Source organism: Clostridium sp. AT4, from assembly GCF_001517625.2.
Lineage (GTDB): Bacteria > Bacillota > Clostridia > Lachnospirales > Lachnospiraceae > Enterocloster.
Map to the genome: position 1 here is coordinate 1,976,004 of NZ_LN999828.1, position 20,879 is coordinate 1,996,882.

A 20,879-nucleotide genomic window follows, 5' to 3' on the forward strand; every position below is an offset into this window, starting at 1 on the left:
AAAGGAAAGCCCCTATAATCCCGGTGACCATAGGGGCTTTGCAGCATAGGAAACGGACGCCGGATCAGCGGTCAGCGTTCTCGCAGCTCTGGTTTCCAACTGTACAGGAAGTCTTGCATGCAGACTGGCAGGAAGTCTGGCACTCGCCGCATCCGCCCTTCTTCATCGTATCCTTTAAGGTATTGGTATTCAAAGTCTTAACGTGCTTCATATCAGAGTACCTCCTTTTTTCCTTGTTTCTGTCCCTGAGGATATGCCCCAGAAACCGTTATCGTATGAATTATAACACAGCTTTCAGGGGCTTGCAATGGGATTTTGCTCCTGCCTGTCATATTTGTCTTCTCAATGGGATATATTTACACCATATCAATCATACCAGGAGGGATCCCTATGGAAAACGGCATTGTAAAACCCATGCTCCGCTCCCTTTTGATCTCCTACGTCCTCTCAGGGCTTCTGCTCGGCGCTCTGGCCTTTGCCCTGTATAAGCTGCGTTTAAAGGAAGGACAGGTAAATCTCATGGTCTATCTCGTCTATCTGGCCGCCTGTCTGGCAGGCGGAGCAGCAGCAGGAAAACGTCTGCGCCAGAGAAGGTTCTTCTGGGGACTGCTGTCAGGACTTTTTTACTTTCTCATCCTCTTCGCGGTCTCCTGGACCATGAACCCCTGGTCCGCCCTTGACACAGAACGCTCCGTCACCGTAATGGCTGTCTGCGCCCTGGGAGGGATGCTTGGCGGAATGTTTTCTGCCTAAATCAATCTACTTTCTTTTTAAACTCCTCTCCCATTTCGCCTAAAAGAAACAAAGCTGTACCCAAAAATACAAACAGATCCCCAAGATTAAATACCACCTTCTTAATCCCTGGTAGTGAAAATGAAAAATAGTCCACCACATATCCCCGTTTAAAACGGTCATACAGGTTGCTTAACGCGCCTCCCAAAACCATAGAAAGCCCCACCTTCTGAATCCCGCAGCCCTTTCTCACCAAAAGCATGGAAAGCGCGCCGGCCACAGCAGAGGAAACAGCCAGAGGAACCGCTGTTACCAGCTGTGGCTTTTCCTTTAAAAAACCAAAAGGAAACCCATAATTATGATTCCTGTGAATACGGATCCGTCCTTTCGCTCCCGGCAGATCTCTTGGAAACTCCCCATCCGTTTCCTGCTCGATCTCACTCTTCATCCCCTGATCCAAAGCCGCAATCCCTCCCACAAGCCAAATCAGATACTTCATGTCAATCCCTCCTCTGTCAAATTTAATCTCTATCCTCATTCTACAATATTTCCCCAAAAACATCCACCCATTTCCCCACCAATTTCTCAACCCTCCCACCTCCCCCAGCCAGAAGTGAGGTTTCTATCCTGCCTTCTGAGCGACTTTGCAGGCTGTTAGAATGACTTAGAGGATAAAATTTTTCGTTAAGAGCCATATCAAACCTGTCCGAGCGCAGCGAGTTTTTGATATGGCTCTTGCTTTTAGAAAAATTTCAGCCTCTTAGACATTCTTACAGCCGGAAACCGGAGCTCAGAAGGCAGGACAGAAACCGGACTCCCCGCATATACTAATCAAAACCCTCTTCCGGAGCCGTCCTTCCCATGCCCGACTGCCCTTTTAATCCCGCCGCTGAAAACATAGCCGATCTGATCTACCGCTTCGGATCTCTGCAATCTGAACGCTGGAACAACACATCCTCCCTGTGTGCAGACTATGTGAGCAGCGATTATATCATTCTCCATATGCCTCTCACTCCTGATGCCGTATCCATGCGTGTACACCCCTACTATATGATTCCCTCGCTGTTTTCCCCTTTGGATTACAATGCCATGGAGGCATCAGGAATCCTCTCAGCCTTTAACTCCCCTGCACTTAACAACCAGGGAAAGGGCGTTCTCATTGGCCTGGTAGACACAGGAATTGATTACCGCTCTCCCCTATTTCAAAATCCCGACGGCACAACCCGTATTGCCGGAATCTGGGATCAGTCGGTTCCCATCGAGGAAGATGTACTGCCAGCCGGTGTGCCGGATTACTATCCAATGGGAGGAGCCTCCTACGGCACAGAATACACCAGAGAACAGATCAACAAAGCTCTCGCCTCTGACGATCCCCTCTCCCTGGTTTCCACACAGGATACCATAGGACACGGCACCTTTCTCGCCGGACTGGCTGCAGGCAGCTCCATACCTCAGGAGGATTTTACGGGAGCAGCGCCAGAGGCAGAACTGGCAGTTGTAAAATTAAAGCCTGCAAAAAAATATCTCCGCGACTTCTATCTGATCCCTTCGGATGCTCCCGCCTTTCAGGAAAATGATATTATGATGGGGATCAAATACCTGCGCATGATGGCAGACCGTCTTAAAAAGCCTCTGGTGATCCTGCTGGCTATGGGTTCAAACTCCGGGAGCCATATCGGCACCTCCCCATTAAGCCAGGTCACTCAGAATTACAGCGGTTTTTTTGGCATCATCACTGTTATTGCAGGCGGAAATGAAACCGGAGCGGCCCATCATTTTTACGCTTCAATCCCTGCAGGCACTGAATATGAAGATGTGGAAATCAGAGTGGGAAAAGAAGAAGCAGAACGCGGCTTCGTGCTGGAGCTGTGGGCTGCGGACGCTGATACCTACACCGTAGGCTTTATCTCTCCCAGCGGAGAACGGATCAGCCGTATCCCTATTATCGCCAATAATGAAACTTCTATCCCTTTTCTTTTAGACGCTACAACTATCACTGTAAACTACCAGCTCATTGAGGCCGAATCCGGCAGCCAGCTGATTTTCATGCGCTTCCAGACGCCCGCAGCCGGTATCTGGACGGTGCGTGTATACAATACGCAGCGTTTTAAGGGAACCTTCCATATGTGGCTTCCTGTACAGGGAATGATTTCCGAGGAAACCGTCTTTCTGCGGCCTGATCCCTACAGCACCATCACCGTTCCCGGCAACTCCCGGCTTCCCATTACCGTAGGCGCCTATGATACGTCCACCGGAGGCATCTACATCCACTCCAGCCGCGGCTTTACTCCCAATCAGATCGTCAAACCGGAGCTGGCCGCTCCGGGCGTCAACATCCTTGGCCCTTCCGTCGGCAGAAAGCCAGGAAGTGATACGCCCATGACAACACGCACCGGAACCTCGGCAGCGGCGGCAATCACCGCTGGAGCGGCCGCCAATCTTTTAGGCTGGGGCATTGTAGAAGGAAACTATCCTACCATGAGCGAGGCATCTGTAAAAAGCTACCTTATACGGGGAGCACAAAGAAATCCAGCGCTCACATACCCGAACCGTGAGTTTGGATATGGAACGCTGGATCTGTTTCAAACCTTTCTTCGTCTGCGGGAATAGCCATCCTGCAGCATGAGGGCAATATTGTATGCCAAATGCTAACCTCTCATCTGCACCAGAGGTCCTCCATTTTTTTCCAGATACGGCCTGGTAACTACCACGGAACCAATATTGGGATCTTTGGGGATCTCATACATGATATCCAGCATGAACTCCTCCAAAATTGCCCGCAGCGCTCTGGCTCCGGTGCCGCGCCGGATTGCTTCCTCTGCAATCCACTCCAGAGCATCCTCCTCAAAGACCAGCTTCACCTCATCCAGTGCCAGAAGCTTCTCATACTGGCGGAGAATAGCATTTTTCGGCTCCTGCAGAATACGGATCATCATATCCTTATCCAGTCCCTTTAACGTTACCGTTATGGGAAGACGGCCCAAAAACTCCGGAATCATGCCGAAGGTTCTCAGATCCTCGTTGGTTACATGGCTCAAAATGTCAGGATCATGATCAAAGGAATCCTTAAGCACTGCTCCAAAGCCCATGGCGGACTTCTTCGTAAGACGCTCCTTAATGATCCCCTCAAGGTCAGGGAACGCGCCTCCGCAGATAAACAGGATGTTGTCTGTATTTACCGTTGCCATGGGGGTCATGGCATTTTTCTGATTGGAGCCTACAGGTACCTCCACTGTGCTTCCTTCCAAAAGCTTTAAAAGCTCCTGCTGAACAGATTCACCGCTTACATCCCTGGTATTGGTCTGCTTCTTTTTGGCAATCTTATCAATTTCATCAATAAAGATAATCCCCTTCTGGGCCCGCTCCACATCATTGCCTGCAGCCGCCAGAAGCTTGGATACCACACTTTCGATGTCATCGCCAATATATCCGGCCTCTGTCAGAGAGGTAGCGTCTGCGATCGCTAACGGTACATCTAAAAGCTTTGCAAGCGTCTTTACCAGATAAGTCTTTCCGCTGCCCGTCGGTCCGATCATCAAAATGTTGGACTTTTCAATCACAATATCGTCACTGTCAGAGCCTTCTTTTCCCAGAAATGCTCTCTTATAATGGTTATATACAGCCACTGCCATAACCTTTTTAGCCTTTTCCTGTCCGATCACATAGGCATCCAGCTTTTCCTTAATCACATGAGGCGCAGGTATATCCTTCATGGTAAGCTGAGGCTGAGGCTCCTTACTCTTTTTAAGCTTCTGTTTTTTGGGGATCTCAGCCTTTGGAGGCATCTGGGACAGATCATTAAAGTTCAGATTCATATAGGGCATATTGGGAATCTGAGAAAGATCCATCCCGTTTTTCATCACAGAATCAAAAGCCTTCTGCATACAGTCATGGCACAGGTTCATACCTCCCGGCATGGAAATCATGGGGCCCGTTTTACTCTCCGGCCTGCGGCACATATAGCAGACCTTTTCATATCCCTCATCCTCCCGATCCTTTCCTTCGGACCGGGAAACGTCATTTTTCTCTATCTCTTTCTCTTCCAATGTAAATCTCCTCTCTCATGGGCAATATAAACTTATTGCTGCCCGGATGCCGCTGCCTGTTCCTCCGCAGGCATTGCTGCCAGTGTTACGGTAACCGTCAGCTCCTGGTACACTCCGTCGATCTGTCTCTGAACAGTCAGTTCTACCTGCTCTCCGGCCCGGTAGCCTGCTAAAATCTCCTGAAGGCCCTCCATGTTCCGCACGGTCTGGCCATCTAATTTGGTAATAATATCCTTCTCCCACAGCTCAGAGGAGGCTGCTGCGCCGGACTCCAGGATCTTATATACATAAGCGCCTCTCGGCATGCCAAAGGTCTTTGCCGCATTTTCATCTACATTCGTTCCCTGGATTCCCAGATATCCCCTTTCCGCCTCAGGAATATCAACCTTTGATCTGCGCTTTGTAAGCTGGTCAATAATATCCTGGGATTTTGAAATAGGGATGGCATAACCAATGCCCTCTACCTCGGTAGAAGCATATTTTGCCGCATTAATCCCAACTAGCTCACCCTTCATATTTAAAAGAGCGCCGCCGCTGTTTCCAGGATTGATCGCCGCATCTGTCTGAAGAAGTACGCGGGTATTTCCCTCTTCCGTCTGCACTTCCCGGTTTATGGCGCTGATATAGCCGACTGTCACAGACTGGCCGTAGCCAAGGGCATTTCCAATGGCGATCACACCCTGTCCCGGCTTTAATTCATCCGAGTTTCCCACAACTGCCGGATGGATCTGCGCTTTGGTTTCTTCTTTAATCTGATCTAAAGGAATGGCAATCACTGCCAGATCCGTTTCCGGATCCGTTCCCTTTGTCACAGCATCTACCGTTTCCTCATCAATAAATGTAACCTTTAAGGATGTGGCTTCCTCCACCACATGATTATTCGTTACAATGAGAAGCTCTGTCTCATTTTCCCCGATAATAATGCCCGATCCGCTGCTTGGCACCTCATAGGTCTGTCCGCCCAGTCCGCCGCCGAAAAACCAGTCATAGCCGAAATCACGGCTCTGATATACGGCTGTGCTTGTGATAGCCACTACCGAAGGCATTGCTTCCTCCACGATGACAGACACATCTGTAACCGGAGCAGCGATATAAGACGGCGTCGCAGTTTCGGGCCCGGCGAACGGATCTGCCGGAGGCTTTTGCCCTTCGGGCGCCTTCCAGTCCCCTGCTTCCGGTTCCCCTGAAACAATGGCATACAGATTCTTAAAAACGCCGGAGGACGCGATCTGTACTCCCACCATCACACCTCCTGCAATGGTACCAAACAGCAGCGCCCCCGCTGTGATCCAGGCTGCCTTCTTTAAAATGCCTCCCTTTTTAGGTCTCTCTTCTTCAGGCTCTCTATTCCAATTACGATCCTTATCTTCTTCGTACATTTGCTGTATCTCCTTCCTTCACTTATGTGACTATCTTATAATGAAACAGAAAAAATATCAAATAAATAATTGATAAACAAACCGCCGGGGAAATCGTCATTTTTCCCCGGCGGTCTGCCGTATCATCCCTTATTCTCAGGCTCCCGGACCGATAATTACATCGTTTTCCGGATTTCCTTCAATAATCACATTTCCTGCTCCGGGTATAACTCCTGAGGCGGAAGACTCCGTCTGTCCCGGTTTTGACTGTCCTGCTCCGGAACTGACCGGACTTGTCTGAGAAGGCTGAGACGCTGCTCCAGGCCCGCTGTCTGCATCTCCCGATTCAACTGCACCGGGTCCCTCAGAGCCTGCATCTGTACCCTTAGCGGGCTTTGTCACTGCTTCCATCGTGGCAGAAGGCAGTGTCCCGCTGGGTACTGTCGGCTTCAGGCTGCCCGAAGACTCTGTCGATGCTCCCGGCTTTGACTGGCCTGAATGCGTGCTGCCGGAGGACTCAGACGGGAGCATCCCAGGACCGTAATTCTCCGGCGGATCGATCACATTTCCGTTCTCGTCTGTCTCAAGCTCCAGTCCCCACGGATATTCACCGTCAATCACATCCTCATTCCCATGCTTCGTGCTCTCGCTGCTGCCCTCGGAGGTTTCAGTCCCGTTTTCTTTCGTTTCTTCCTTTGTCTGAGCTGCCGTAGTAGCCTTCGGCACATAGCCTCCGTCTGTTCCCACGCTCTCGATAGGCTTTCCTTCCTTGTACATACCAGTATCAGCTGAAATTTTGGCGCTGATCTTTTTTACCATTTCACTTGGTACATAATTCTCATCATCGAATAAGAACTGATGAAGCTTGATCACATTGCTCTCCAATGTCTGTGGAATGACGCAGGCGCCCTTTTTGCCCAAAATCCCGTCACTTCTGGCCTCTGGGAATCCTGCTGTAGCTGCAATGTGGTATTTGGTAAGGTTTTTAGCCATAGGAATCATATCATTTAAGGTAATACTGGTAAGGATCTGCGGAAATACCACTTCCATTACATTATTTACAACTGCAAAGTCCGCTTTCTTCAGCTTATCAAAACTGAGCTCGATCACCTTTCTCTGGCGCTCTGTACGGGCATAATCCGTATCCATCTTGCGCAGTCTGGCATACGCTACCGCCTGAACACCGTCCAGATGGTTCGGGCCGGCCTTCTTTAAATGATGGGAACCAACTCCAGTGGATTCTACCGTTTCTGTAATATAAGAATTGATATAGTAAAACTCTGCCTTGCTCAGCTCTACATCCACACCGCCCAGAATGTTGATGGAATCTGCCACAGCCTTCCAGTTAAAAGTCGCATAATCATCAATCTGTAAATCCAGATTCCGGTTCAAGGCCTCTACCGCCTGCTTTGGGCCGCCTCTGGAATAAGCTAAATTGATCTTATTATAGGAATTTTTCTCGTCTATGTTCAGATAGGTATCTCTAAATACGCTCACCAGCTTGATGGCGCCCGTCTCCTGATTGACTGTACAGAGTATGATAACATCAGACATATTCCCCTTGCCTACAGAGTTGTTCCGGCTGTCCACGCCGAAAAGAGCCACAGTCCAGTACCCCTTCATCTGCTCCTCTTTTTCCACAGAAATATAGGGATTTGTCATATCTGCCTGATTAAACTCCGTATCCGTCTGCATATTGGACCACATCCGCTTTCCCCACCAGACACAGCCAATAACTGCAAAAGCCGTAATCTGAGCTGCGATCAGAAGGATAAGCCCCCTGAGGGTAAGTCCGCCAAAAAACCGCTTTGGCCCGCCGCTGCCTCTGCCGCCTGCCCGTCTGCTGCGGACTTTATCCGTACTTCGTCCCGCTCTGTACCCTGTGCTTTTTTCGCGCTCTGGAACGGTTCTCCGGCCGGTACTTTCCCTGTGGCTTCCCGCCCCAAACTCTATTTCCTCTTCTTCGTCAAAATCACTGTCCAGATCCATATAGGAATCCTCTTCCTGCTCTCTGCGGAAAGCGGTGCTTCGTCTGGGACGTTTTCCCTCTGTCTCAGCCTGACGGAAGGCAGGGACAAAGGTATGACCTGTGTTCCCTGCCTTTGGCCTGCGTGCTTCCTGTTCTTCCTCCGGATCAAATCCGAACTCAAATTCATCGCGATTCATATGTTCATCCTCACTGCATCAGTATGCATTTTTATTGATAAAGCCTTTAAAGATTGTCAAAAACATAATCTTAAAATCAAAACCAAGGCTCCAGTTTTCGATGTAATACAGATCGTGTTCGATCCGTTTGGTAATGGAAGTGTCCCCCCGATAGCCGTTTACCTGAGCCCAGCCTGTCAGCCCGGGCCGCACCTGATGCTTGATCATATAGCGGGGAATCTCCTCCTTGAACTTTTCCACAAACAGCGGCCGCTCCGGCCTTGGCCCTACCAGACTCATATCCCCGATCAGGATATTGTAAAACTGGGGCATCTCGTCAATACTGGTCTTTCGTATAAAGCGGCCCACCGGCGTTACCCTTGGGTCATGGGGCGTAGTCCAGCGTGTTTTTTCCTTTCCCGGATCCTGAACCTCCATAGAACGGAACTTGTACATCTTAAAGGGTCTGTTGTGGAGGCCGATCCGCTCCTGACTGTAGAAAATGGGGCCCGGAGAGGTCAGCTTTATGAGCCCTGCCGTAAGGAGCATCACCGGAGAGAACAAAAGAAGGCCGAAAAGAGCTCCTCCAATGTCCACAATCCGCTTTACCGTAGCGTTAAATACGTTCGTCAGAGGCACATGGCGGATATGGATCACCGGCAGTCCCTGAAGATCCTCCATATAGGGAATCGTAGGTATAATATTATTGTAATCCGGAATGAATTTGGTATGAACGCCGGATTTCTCACAGACTGCCACGATTGATTCCAGATTTGAATACTCATTGATACTCAGGGTAATGGCAATTTCATCCAGCGTATTTGCTGCCAGAACGCTTTCCAGCTGGTTTATGGTTCCCAGGATCCTGACATTTTTATAGGCATATCCTGACGGTCTGCCGTCATCCAGGATCCCCTGGATATGATATCCCCACTCAGGATTTAAAGCCACCCGGTCAATAAATCCTTCCGCTGCCCGGCTGTAGCCCACTAAAAGGATGTGCTTCTGATTATAGCCGTTGGTGCGCAGAGAGCGCAGAAAAAGGCGGATCGCCATACGTTCCGCTTCCAGCAAAAGGATATTTAAAACGAAAAAGCAAAGAAGCATCCTGGTGGAGAAATATCCCAGGTGGATAATGATATTTCTTCCGCCAAACAGGATCAGCGTAAAGAACATAAGGCCGATCACATTGGCCTTGCAGATGTTGGCAAACTCTGATCTGCGTCCCTGGATCCGCTTCGGCACATAAAGGTGAAAACAGGCATTTAACACCAGATACACCGGTATGATAAATATAAGCGCCGCAAAATAAACGGGCGGTTCCAGAGTTTTCACATTGTATTCCAGAGGGATCACTTTTCCGCTGACTATGATCAGCCAGGCAAGAAAATATGCCAGAACCGTCATAACCACATCCAAAAGGACATGAATCCGGTTCAGCTTCTTTTGATTATCTTTTATCATGGAAAATCACCTGATATTCAGTCTCATCCGGCAGAACCCTTTCTTCAGGCACTCTGCCGGGTGCTCCTATTATAGCTTATTTAAACTCAAGATTCTATAACATTTATCTTAAAATATGATAAAATTCGCCTTTTTACTTCCTTTTTTCCAGCTGCCTTAAGGAAAATTCGTAGAAATACAGAAGAGTACCTGTAAATAATTCCCATTCGATTGCCAGATAGTTTTTCAAATGCTCCGGTCTGTATCCTACCTTTTTACATTTCCCTGCTGTTGCCAACCCTTCCTTCACGCCTGCAAGATAATCCGCTCCAAAGCCGCGCTTTTTAAAAAACAGATATTTCACAGTCATTCCTGCTCCAATGGGCAGGACGTTGACAAGCAGCTGCAGGAAAGGCATATTTTTATAATTTAGGTAAATATTATTCCGGGCCGCCAGCCGCACCTTAAAGGAATTATACTTGGAACCGCTGGTGCCGCTGCCCACATGGTACACAACTGCGTGAGGACAGTAAACATTATCATAGCCTGCAATCCTGGCCCGGTAGCCTACGTCAATGTCCTCTAAATAAGCAAAATGCATCTCGTCAAAATACCCGATTTTTTCAAAGATCTCCCTGCGGTAAATGGCAGCTCCGGCGCAGGCGGAAAAGACTCTGCAGGGGTGGCTGTAGCCCCCGGAGGAACGTCCTACGCCCCTCTGATACGCCCAGCCAAGGAGGCTGTACATATCTCCTGCATCATCCATCTTATCCTTGTGATACATCTGGATCATCTTGCTGCTGACAGAAAAAATCTTAGGCGACCTCTCAATGGCCTTAACCATTTCACCGATAAAATGGCAGTCCGGCTCTGTATCATTGTTTAACAGAAGCACATAGGGCGTCTTTGCCGCCCTGATCCCCACATTAACCGCCCCGGAAAAACCGGTATTGGTATCCAGAAAAATCGTGGAGATCTGATGCTCCTTAAGCCACTCCACACTGCCGTCCGTGGAGCCGTTGTCCACCACCAGGATCTGAAATTTGTGGTAAATCTGCAGCTCCAGCGCCTTAAAGCAGGGTTCCATGAATTTTAATCCGTTATAATTGGGTATGATCACAGTGACCTTGATTCGATTGCTCATTTTCCTTCCTTTTCCTCCGGCCCATAGGCATCGTACACAGACAGGTCATAGGGTTCTCCGATCTTCTCCTTCAAGAGATCACGAAGGGCAAAATTAGACTTGCGGAGCGTGAGATTGGGGTTGTAGTAAGGATCTCCCTGCTCCAGGATCTCCGGCCACTTTTTATGGAACATGGCAACCTCCCGGTTAAAGCGGGCCACCTTTTCCGGCGTGTCCTCCAATCCCCTGGACTTGGATTCATAGTGGTAAAGGCAGGCATAAGGCGCATATACTACCAGTTTCCCCAGCGCCCGCACTTTCATACAGTAATCAATATCATTAAAGGCGACTGCCAGCTCTGTGCTTAAGCCTCCCACAGTCTCAAAGACGGATTTCTTTGTCATCAGACAGGCTGCAGTGACTGCGCTGTAGTCCTGTGCACACATGGCACGGTGGAAGTAGCTGTTCTCAGCCTTGTGAAGGCCGATAAAGGTATGGCCCGCAATCCCGCCAAAGCCCACTACCACGCCTGCATGCTGGATGGTGTCATCTGCATAAAGCAGTCTTGCTCCCACGATTCCCACATCCTCACGCTGGCAGAAGCCCAGCATCTCCTTTATGCTGTCCGGCTCTAAAAGCTCTGTATCATTATTTAACAAAAGAAGATACTCGCCGGATGCAAAGGATGCTCCGAAATTATTGATGGCTGAATAGTTAAAGCCCTCCTTCCATGTCACTACCTTAACATTGGAATGAGCCTCCTGAAGCTTTTTATAATATGCAAAGGTCTCCGGACTGGTACTGTTGTTCTCCACAACGATAAATTCCAGATTCTGATAGGTGGAACGCTCCATCAGAGAACGGATACAGGTATCCAGATCCTGGCTGTGGTCTTTATTGGGAATGATCACAGACACAAGGGGTTCTCCCTGAATCTTAAAATGCGTGTGGTAAATGCCGTAATCCACACCCTTTTCCACGGATTCTGCCGGGATTCCCACTCGCTCATAGTGAGCCATAACCGCTCTGGAGCCTGCCTCGAAAGCGTACATCTTACTTTCCGGATTGCTGGCTGTGGACCCCTGATGGCAGCGCCAGTGGTAGAGCACCTTTGGAATATGAACGATTTTGGCGGCTTTTTCCGTACACCGGAAAATAAAATCATAATCCTGAGCACCGTCAAACTCCTTCCTAAAGCCTCCCACCTGATCCAAAAGGCTCTTTTTTACTACAAACAGATGGCAGATATAATTGACACTGGTAAGAAGATCCGGGTTAAAATCAGGCTTGAAATGCGGATCAAACAGCGCCTTTCCATCCATATCCAGCTTATCCTCATCGGAATAAAGGACTTCACAGTCCGGATGCTCGTTGACTGCCTTTACCACCTCATAAAAGGCGTGCTCCGGAAGGGTATCGTCGTGATCAGCCAGGATCACAAAATCGCCGGAAGCCATTTCAAGAGCCGCATTGGTATTGCCGGAAATGCCCCTGTTTCCGCCCAGCACCGCATAGCGTACTCTGGGATCCTTCTGGGCGTAGCGCTTTAATACCCGTTCCACGCTCTGTCCTCTGGGACTGCCGTCTGCAATGCACAGCTCCCAGTTGGTATAGGTCTGATCAATGATGGAATCGATCATTTCCCGAAGATAATGCTCCGGGGTGCGGTAGACGGGTATAACCACAGAAAGAAGGGGCTCATATTCAAAACGCGCTTCCCTCTGGGCCTTTAACTCCTCCTCTGTGGGCTTTGTAAGCTCATACCACTCGCTGTAGTCATAGTCATTATCAAGGCCCTGAAGCTTGTGACAGGACTTCTTTATCAGAGCCTTAAGTCCATTTTCCTTCCAGAAATCTGCAGCCACACGGACGGTCTCCATGTTCATCAGGTCCTTAATCTTTTCCATCCGCTTATGAGCCACGCTGGAACGCTTTGCGATCAGCTCTTCATTATACTTGATCTTTGCCTGGCGTCCCTCACAGCGGATCAAAAGCCAGTAGGTCTTTCCTCTCTCATAGGGGAACTGGATGTCAAAGCCAAAGTCCCTGTCATACGTCTTTTTGAAATAAATCTGGCTCACATCATCTCTTCTGGTCGTAACCAGCTTATATTTCACCGGGTTATGGCGTTCATCCTCTACCCGGAAGGTCGCCCTGCTTTCCGGAGATTTTCCCAAAACCCATCCGTTTAATGTAATGGAATTTTCACGGATCCGCACAATGTCTATCTTATACTTCATCCTTTTTTCCTTCCTCTTTCTCTTCCGGCTTCTCATCAAAATTCAGGCGCTCCGCTTCAATCACCAGAGGCCGCTTCATGACTCTCTGATTGATGCTCATAATGTATTCGCCCAGAAAACCGATGAAAAAGAGCTGGACAGAGCCCAGAAACAGCATACCGATCAGCATGGGAGCCATACCGGCCGGAAAACGGTCCCACCAGATCAGCTTCATTACCAGATAAACAAGAGCGATCAGCATACTGACCGCGGCGCAGACCCCTCCGAAAATCGTAGCAAGGCGCAGCCCCTCTTTTGTATAGGAAGTAACGCTTAACATGGCTGCGTCGTAAAGGCGGTAAAAGTTATTATGCGTCTTTCCTGCCCTTCTCTTTGGCTGCTCGTAGGGAATCTCCTTGCGCTTATAGCCAAGCTCTGCCACAATCCCCCGCAAAAAGGGCGTAGGATCATCCAGACGGCGCAGGATTTCAATAAACTCCCTGTCATAAAGGCCGGAGCCGGTAAAATGCTCGATCTGCTCCACATCTGACAGCTTTTTGATGGTCTTGTAGTAGCAGGTACGGAGCCAGTACATAAATTTGTTCTCCTGACTGCTGGTCTTGATCCCGATTACGATCTTGTAGCCGTTTTCCCACTCACGGACGTATTTGGGAATCATTTCCACCGGATCCTGGAAATCTGCCACCATTTCAATGACGCAGTCTCCTGTCACCTGGAGCATACCATAGTAGGGGGAGTTAAACTGTCCGAAATTGCGGGCATTAAAAATCGCCTTGATCTTCGGATCACTGCTGCACAGAGTCCGCAGCACCTCCCTCGTTCCGTCCGTCGAATCATTGTCAATAAAGACCAGTTCGTAATCATACTGGGGAAGTTCATTTTTCAGGATATCTGTTACCGCCTGGCTGATGGGCCCTACATTTTCGACCTCATTGTAGCAGGGGATCAATATGCTGATCTTTTTCATTTGGATGTACATCTCTTTCTAAAATAATCTTGTAATGGTTTATGGGAGCATCTGGCGGATGCCCTGGGAAAAGGAATACGCTTCCTTAAAGCCTCCGGTCAAGGCCGCCAGCTTCTCTACGGAAGGCCGCACAGACAGGGCCCCTTCCTTTGCCTGAACAAAGGAGCCGTATTCCAGACTTCCTCTTCCTCCCGCCTCTTTCCAGACCTCCTCCACAAAGGAGCGCAATACCCGCGTATCCCTGCTGGCAACATTGACAATCTCGCTGATTTTCGGGCTGTCCTTTTCAGACGGAAGATGGCGGTACAATTCATATACTGCCTGAACTGCGTCTTCTATATACATAAAGTTCCACTGATGAAGGCAGGCGCTTAGGGAAACGCTCTTTCCCTGGGGCAGCTCCCGCACCAGAGTGGAGATGATCGACCAGGGGTGATCCCCGGGGCCGTAGACGCTGAAAAACCGCAGATGGAAATAGTGAAGCCCCAGCTCTTTGCACAGAGGAGCCGCCTTCTGGTAAAATTCCCACTTGGCCTTTCCATACTGGTTAATGGGGGCGCATTCCCTGTCCTCAGACATGATTCCGTCCGTAAGTCCATACTCCACCCGGGAGCCTGCATCCATAAAAACAGAGCAGGAAAGAGCCTTTGCAGCCCGGATACATTCCAGAGAACCTGCCACATTTTTGGCCTGAACTTCCGGAGAATCAATCTCCTGACGGTTTACACCGCCCCAGGCAAAATGGAAAAATGCGTCTGCAGAACCAATCTGTGAAACACAGTCTCCGGCCCGGTCCATGGACCAGGGAACGATGTGCAGGTTTTCGTGAACCGGAAGCGCCTTAAGATTAGGGGAATCCGGACGGGACAGGGCAAAAACCTCTGCCCCTTCTCTCAAAAACAGGGCCGCAAGGTAACTGCCGATAAAGCCGGTTGCCCCTGTGATAACGATTCTCATAAGCTGTCCTCCTAGAGCATTTCCAGATGATTGGAACGCATGGCCCGGATCTCCACCTCAGGACCAAATTTCTCCCGGATCAGGGCCGCAATCTCATCCGTATAGCCGGGAGCAGTGATAATGACGGCGTCCACCGGATGCTCCTCAAAATAGGACGGGGCTACGATGGGAAGATGGGAGGCCGGAGCAAATTTTCCCTGTTTAAAGGGAGCGGAATCAATGATATACTCTGCCTTCTTTCCAAGGCTGGTTGTAGCTGCCAGCGTAAAGCCCTGATGACTGGCTCCCCAGATGGCTGCTTTTTTCTTCCAGGCATCCAGATACTTCATATAGGTATCCATCTCCCGGCGCAGATTCACATAGCAGTCCAGCAGATTGCCTGTTTCCATCTGGGGACGCTTGCGCACAATAACGGCAAGCGTATCCCTGTTTATCACCTCTGCTTCCTCTACCACAAAGCCCGTACGATCCAGCAGGGAAGTCAGCGTATCAAAGGTATAGTAGGCAATGTGATCCCGGATCAGCTCATAATAGCTGCTGTGATCCATAATATACTCAAAGCTTGGAACGGTAAGAAGTCCCATCCCGTCATCTTCCAGATTATTGTAAATACAGCGCAGCATCCCTGCCGGATCCGGCTGATGCTCCAGAAAATTAAAAGATAAAAATACATCATAAAAGCCGCCTGGGATCACCGTATCCGCATGTTCTGTAAATCCCTGCTCCACTGCAAGGCCCTGAGCCCTGGCAAGCTTAACCAGCGCCGGATCATGCTCAATCCCGTGACCCTCTACCGGAAATTCCTCTAATACCTTTAAAAATTCTCCCTGTCCGCAGCCTACCTCGATAAACCGCTTTCCTTCTAAATGGTAAGTTTCGATCAGGTGCCTGTACTGTTTTCTGCGCAGCTCCGCCATAGTGGTGGAATATCCTCCGGCGCGGATCACATCCCGGTAATAATCCACCGGCTCGCAGTCAAACTGCACCAGGCCGCAGCCCATGCACTGGCAGAGATCCAGAGTAAGCCCCTGATCCTCATCTACATGATCTTTATCCGGCATATGCTGGGCGGAAGCCGGCATATTGTCCAGCGTAAGAAGCGGCGTCTCCCATAAAGGAGCACCGCAGGCAATACAACGTTTCATCTAAATTTCTCCTTTTTTCTCCTGTACCATCCGGCGGATCCCCTCCGAAAAAGGAATCTGCTGGGTAAAGCCCACTGCTGCCTTTAATTTCGTCAATTCCGGCATCAGCGATACCATGCCCTCCGCATTGGGCGGCCTGTCTCCGAAATGATAGCTTCCCAGACTGCCGCAGAGCCGGTGCAGCTCTTCTATATAATCCCGCAGCGGGCGGGTATCTTCCCCCGCCACATTATACACGCCGGCCGGTGCTTTGCCAAGAAGAAGTTTTACCAGCAGCTCTGCGGCCTCGGTCACATAGAGGAAATTCCACTGCTGGGTACAGGGTCCCATTTCCATATGGCCTCCCTTTAAAAAGGTGTCAATGCAGGTGGAAATCAAAGACCATGGGTGATCTCCCGGGCCATAGACGCTGAAAATACGGGTATGGATATAATCCATGTGAAGCTGGCCGGCCAGTTCCCCGGCCTGTCGGCAGACCAGCACCTTATCCTTGCCGTACTCAGATACCGGATGGCAGGGCTGATCCTCCCTCATGGGAGAATCGCAGATCCCGTACTCCGCCTGAGAGCCTGAAAAAAGGAACCGGCTGCAGCCAAGGGCTCCTGCTGTTCTGACAGCCGAAAGCGCATAGCCGATGTTTTTCGCCTGAAGAGCCGGATCCTGCCGGTTGGCGCTTCCCGCTCCCTCCCAGCCAAGATGCAGCCAGGCAGAGGCGTCTGTGATATCCATCTCCTTCAGGCGTTCTATCTCGTTTAAATTACATTCCAGAATCCTTACGCTTCCCACAGCCCCCTCTCTCCGGCCTTCCTGTCCATTAAGAGGCAGCGCCTTTAAAAAGGACAGGCCCGCTGAACCGGGCCGTGCCACAGCATACACCTTCTGTCCCTGTTTTAAAAGTTCCTCCACTACAGCCCTTCCGATAAAGCTGGTAGCTCCTGTGACGATCACTGCCATATGGCTGTCTCCTTTTCTGTCTGTTGTTCTGCCGGTTCTCCCAACCGGGAATTATTCCCTGATTCTAGGAATGATCATATTCCGATCCATCTCCTCCTCAGGAAGGAAGGGAGCCAGATCCTCCAAAGGCGGAGATACCAGAGTTCCGTCCGGCAGCCTCTTGGCTGAGGACTTTGGCTCAAAGTTCTGATCCATGGATACAAAGATCTCGCAGATCACCGGGCCTTCGGCAGCCAGCGTCTGCTCCACTGCTTTTGCAAGCTCACTGTTGTGCTCTGCCTTTATATAAGGATATCCGTAGGCACATGCCAGTTTTTCCATATTCGGGAAGCTTAAATCCCCGCTGTCCACTCCGATGCCGATCAAAGGCTCTCCGAAGAAATTCTTCTGGGTCTGGCGGATGGAATGATAGCCGCCGTTATTGATTAAGAATATTTTAATTCCCATTTTATGGTGAATGATGGTCTGAAGCTCCTGAAGGTTCATCTGGATGCTTCCATCACCCGTTACAAGGATCAGATCCTCTCCGGAACGATCCCTTCCCTGGCTGTAGCAGCGGCTGTCTCTGGAGGCAGTCCAGGCGCCAATAGCGGCAGGCAGATCATAGCCCATGGCTGCTACGGCAGAATTGGTGATAAACCGCTGTCCCTTCTTGATCACATACGCATGACCGCCTACCACGCAGGCAGAACCATTTCCCACTACCGTAATCTGGTCTTCCTTTAAGCGGCTGCTGATGGCCTGGATGGCCGCATAGACATTAGCCGGCTCCTGATCGGTGAAATTCCAGTGTTTTTCCTGTACCACCGGATAGGTTTCCTTCCACATCCTGCAGGTCTCGCTCCAGCTCATGCCCGGAAGACCTTCTCCGCCGTCAAAGAGCTGCTTTTCTCCCTTTTTGCTCAGGCTTTCAGCCAGCTGGTTTCCTTCTTTTTCCAGAATTTCATCCAACGCTCCGTCCAGCTGCTCCAGAAGATCCTTCGCATCTGCATGAACCGCCAGATCTGCATGCACCGAAGGCTTCTTTAATTCTTCACTGTCAATATCATTTGCGATCACAAAGGCGGCTCTGGCCCAGGTCTTATAATTGTAGCCCACCTGCCGGATACTCAGACGGCTTCCCACAGACAGCACCAGATCGCTGTTCTGAATGGCAAAGTTTCCAGCCCGGTCGCCCATATTGCCGGCCCGTCCTGTATACAGCGGATGCTCATCCCAGATGCAGTCCTCACTGTCCCAGCCTGTAATCACGGGAATACCAAGCTTCTCTGCCACCCGCATAAACACATCATGGGCTCCGGCGATGCGGATGCCGTTTCCCGCATTGATCACCGGACGCTTTGCAGCCCGGATCTTTGAAAGGATCAGATCAGCCGTTTCCCTGCTCACCTTGCCCGGAAGCAGCTGACGCTTCTCGCCCTTTCCGGCCTCATCCTCAGGAATAGCATGGATATTTCCCATTGTCCCCCAGCCGGTTCCGCCATTTTCATAATCCTCCGGATCAAAGCCCTCCAGATCCTCCGTTTCCACAAAAGCCCCCTGGACATTCAGCGGAATATCCAGCCAGCAGGGTCCGGGACGGCCGGACTTTGCCAGATACAGGGCTTTTTCCAGACAATACCGGATTCTCATGGGATCGATCACCATTTCCGAATACTTTGTCATGCAGTCAATGGACTTACAGATATCAAACTCCTGATCTCCCATTGCCCGGATTCCCAGACCGGACCATCTGGCTGTGGTATCGTAGCGCACCTGACCGGAGAGAACCAGCATGGGAATGGAATCCAGCCACCCTCCTAATACGCCTGTAATCGCATTGGTGCCGCCGGGACCTGTGGTAACGCACAAAGCGGCAATCTCATTGTGAATCCGTGCGTAGGCCTCTGCCGCTATAGCGCAGGCCTGCTCATGGTGATCATAGATGCAGCAAAGCCCTTCCTGATGGCCCAGGGCATCGTCCAGATGCATCGCTCCGCCGCCTGTTACCATAAATGCCTGACGGATTCCCGCCTTTACAAGCATTTCCGAAATATAATTTGAAACCTTTATTCTCATATCTTCTCCTTTGCCGTACCGCAATCCGATATCAAAGGGGACAGCACATCTGCCCCCAACATCATACGGTGAGTATATCACAAAACCATTAAAAAGCCTACTACCATTTTCCCTGGCAGGGGTTCCCGGCTGCCGGGAAAGTCCTTCCATTCCTTCCAGTAAGCCTCACTGGAAATCCGGCCGCTCACCCGCTATAATGAGCCTCGTAATGCAACAACGGATTTTCGGCCGACACACACATTTCAAAAGGAGAGAATTATTATTATGAAAAAACAGACAAAGCTTCTGGCTGTATTATCCACCGCAGCTCTTGCTGCAGCCCTTTCTTTTCCTGCATATGCCAAAAATGCTGGCTGGGCACAGGAAAACGGAAACTGGTACTACTATGACTCCTATGGGGAGCCCCTTACAGACACCTGGAAAAAATCCGGCGATGACTGGTACTATCTGGATTCCGACGGAATCAGAGCCACATCCTCCCAGATTGACGAATACTATGTAGATGAAGACGGAAAACGCGTTACTATGAAATGGATTTCCGTAGAAAATGAAGATTACTGGTCTGAACAGGATGAGCCGGAGTTTCTCTACTATTATTATGGAAGAGACGGAAGAGCCTTAACCTCCACCTGGGCCTCCATTAACGGACAGTGGTATTATTTCAACGAGGATTCCATCATGGAAACCGGCTCCATTCAGGTAGACGGCTTCAATTACTATCTGGGCGAAGATGGAAGCCGCAAGACCGGCTGGGTGCTTTTAGAAGATGAAACAGACGATCCGGAGATCATTGAATCCTGGTACTACTTCGATAACAGCGGAAAGCGCATCGAACATGCGGTTGATAAGAAAATAAACGGCAATTACTATACCTTTGTAGACGGAAAGATGCAGACCGGCTGGTTTAAGCTTCCCGCAGCAGAAAACGCCGCCACCGCTTCCGAGGCTGTCAAAGCCGACGCCTCCTCTATTTCCGGTTATCAGTATTATGATGAGGACGGAAAGCGTGCCTCCGGCTGGAGAACCATTGAAGGCGCTGAAGGCATCAGCGAGGAAGCCGAGGTTTACAAGTTTTACTTTAAAAACGGCGTTCCCCATCACGCTCAGTCCGGCCTGGAGCTCTTCTCCATCGACTCCAAGAAGTACGCCTTTAACACAAAAGGCGAAATGCAGACCGGAAAGCAGTCTGTAAACATCGGCGACGGCGCCTCTGCCAACTTCTATTTCGGCGAAGACGGCGCTATGAAAACAGGGAAGCAGACAATCTATGACGAAGACCTGGGCGAAACCCAGAACTGGTACTTCCACACCGACGGCTCCAAAAAGGGACAGGGATATCACGGCATCAAGGATAACACCCTCTACATTCACGGACTCCGTCAGGAGGCTGATCCCGACCTGCGTCTGGTTCCGGCTGATCTGGACGGTACTCGCTATCTGATCAATACCAACGGTGCTATCCAGAAAGCCGGCTCCTCCTCCAAATCCAACGCAAAACCTGAGCTTGGAGCAGGTTATAAGGATTTCAAGGATGAAAATGACACCATCTGGACCGTAAACACCAGCGGCATCATCCAGTAACCCACCGCCTCTCACCCACATCCGTTCACCCTGTGACGGGCGGAAAATAAAAATATTTCCTTAAAGGCCATATCAGATCAGTTTTTATACAAACTGTCCCTGATATGGCCTTTACATTAAGCTCCTCTTT

16 protein-coding genes are annotated in these 20,879 nt (G+C 50.1%); 3 read left to right on the forward strand and 13 right to left on the reverse strand.

Features of this window, described 5'->3' with window-relative positions; genetic code table 11:
- Window positions 1-64 precede the first annotated feature (64 nt).
- The gene (gene scfA, locus BN3656_RS15625; RefSeq protein ID WP_066550148.1) at window positions 65-211 is read right to left on the reverse strand and encodes a six-cysteine ranthipeptide SCIFF; all 147 of its coding nucleotides are present in this window, start codon (window positions 209-211) and stop codon (window positions 65-67) included.
- Between the two features lie 179 nt (window positions 212-390).
- Here scfA and BN3656_RS15630 point away from each other — a divergent pair, with 179 nt between their 5' ends.
- Window positions 391-753 (forward strand): TIGR04086 family membrane protein, encoded by a 363-nt coding sequence (locus BN3656_RS15630; protein WP_066550152.1) that lies wholly within the window; start codon window positions 391-393, stop codon window positions 751-753.
- Window position 754: 1 nt separating this feature from the next.
- Here the strand turns inward: BN3656_RS15630 and BN3656_RS15635 are convergent, their stop codons facing one another.
- Window positions 755-1,231, reverse strand: a complete 477-nt coding sequence (locus tag BN3656_RS15635; RefSeq protein ID WP_066550154.1) for a signal peptidase II — start codon at window positions 1,229-1,231, stop codon at window positions 755-757.
- Window positions 1,232-1,593: 362 nt separating this feature from the next.
- On the opposite strand from BN3656_RS15635, the gene BN3656_RS15640 reads away from it, so the two are divergent.
- On the forward strand, window positions 1,594-3,342 hold the full coding sequence (locus BN3656_RS15640; RefSeq protein ID WP_066550157.1) for a S8 family peptidase: 1,749 nt from the start codon (window positions 1,594-1,596) through the stop codon (window positions 3,340-3,342).
- A gap of 38 nt (window positions 3,343-3,380) precedes the next feature.
- Here BN3656_RS15640 and clpX read toward each other — a convergent pair whose 3' ends face one another.
- From clpX to BN3656_RS15695, 11 genes are all read right to left on the reverse strand, one after another.
- Window positions 3,381-4,778: an ATP-dependent Clp protease ATP-binding subunit ClpX gene (clpX, locus tag BN3656_RS15645; RefSeq protein WP_066550160.1), complete on the reverse strand. Its 1,398-nt coding sequence runs from the start codon at window positions 4,776-4,778 to the stop codon at window positions 3,381-3,383.
- Window positions 4,779-4,810: 32 nt separating this feature from the next.
- Window positions 4,811-6,157 (reverse strand): trypsin-like peptidase domain-containing protein, encoded by a 1,347-nt coding sequence (locus BN3656_RS15650; protein WP_081422985.1) that lies wholly within the window; start codon window positions 6,155-6,157, stop codon window positions 4,811-4,813.
- A gap of 135 nt (window positions 6,158-6,292) precedes the next feature.
- A complete protein-coding gene (locus BN3656_RS15655; protein ID WP_081422986.1) occupies window positions 6,293-8,302 on the reverse strand; it encodes an LCP family protein in 2,010 nt (669 codons plus the stop codon).
- An 18-nt stretch (window positions 8,303-8,320) separates the two neighbouring features.
- Window positions 8,321-9,745 (reverse strand): undecaprenyl-phosphate glucose phosphotransferase, encoded by a 1,425-nt coding sequence (locus BN3656_RS15660; RefSeq protein WP_066550163.1) that lies wholly within the window; start codon window positions 9,743-9,745, stop codon window positions 8,321-8,323.
- Between the two features lie 133 nt (window positions 9,746-9,878).
- Window positions 9,879-10,868: a glycosyltransferase family 2 protein gene (locus BN3656_RS15665; protein ID WP_066550164.1), complete on the reverse strand. Its 990-nt coding sequence runs from the start codon at window positions 10,866-10,868 to the stop codon at window positions 9,879-9,881.
- Window positions 10,865-13,087, reverse strand: a complete 2,223-nt coding sequence (locus tag BN3656_RS15670) for a glycosyltransferase family 2 protein (protein ID WP_066550166.1) — start codon at window positions 13,085-13,087, stop codon at window positions 10,865-10,867. The genes BN3656_RS15665 and BN3656_RS15670 overlap by 4 nt, the downstream gene beginning before the upstream one ends.
- Window positions 13,077-14,054 carry a glycosyltransferase family 2 protein gene (locus tag BN3656_RS15675; RefSeq protein ID WP_066550168.1) on the reverse strand — a complete coding sequence of 326 codons (978 nt, stop codon included), beginning with the start codon at window positions 14,052-14,054 and terminating at the stop codon, window positions 13,077-13,079. Before BN3656_RS15675 ends, BN3656_RS15670 begins: the two co-directional genes overlap by 11 nt.
- A 39-nt stretch (window positions 14,055-14,093) precedes the next feature.
- A complete protein-coding gene (locus BN3656_RS15680) occupies window positions 14,094-15,011 on the reverse strand; it encodes an NAD(P)-dependent oxidoreductase (protein ID WP_066550171.1) in 918 nt (305 codons plus the stop codon).
- Window positions 15,012-15,022: 11 nt separating this feature from the next.
- Window positions 15,023-16,156, reverse strand: coding sequence for a class I SAM-dependent methyltransferase (locus tag BN3656_RS15685; protein WP_066550174.1), 1,134 nt, complete (start codon window positions 16,154-16,156; stop codon window positions 15,023-15,025).
- Complete coding sequence (locus tag BN3656_RS15690) at window positions 16,157-17,110, reverse strand: NAD(P)-dependent oxidoreductase (RefSeq protein WP_066550177.1); 954 nt, start codon at window positions 17,108-17,110, stop codon at window positions 16,157-16,159.
- 51 nt (window positions 17,111-17,161) lie between these two features.
- A complete protein-coding gene (locus BN3656_RS15695; protein WP_066550179.1) occupies window positions 17,162-19,168 on the reverse strand; it encodes a thiamine pyrophosphate-binding protein in 2,007 nt (668 codons plus the stop codon).
- A 264-nt stretch (window positions 19,169-19,432) separates the two neighbouring features.
- Here BN3656_RS15695 and BN3656_RS15700 point away from each other — a divergent pair, with 264 nt between their 5' ends.
- Window positions 19,433-20,749, forward strand: a complete 1,317-nt coding sequence (locus BN3656_RS15700; protein ID WP_066550182.1) for a cell wall-binding protein — start codon at window positions 19,433-19,435, stop codon at window positions 20,747-20,749.
- Window positions 20,750-20,879 lie beyond the last annotated feature (130 nt).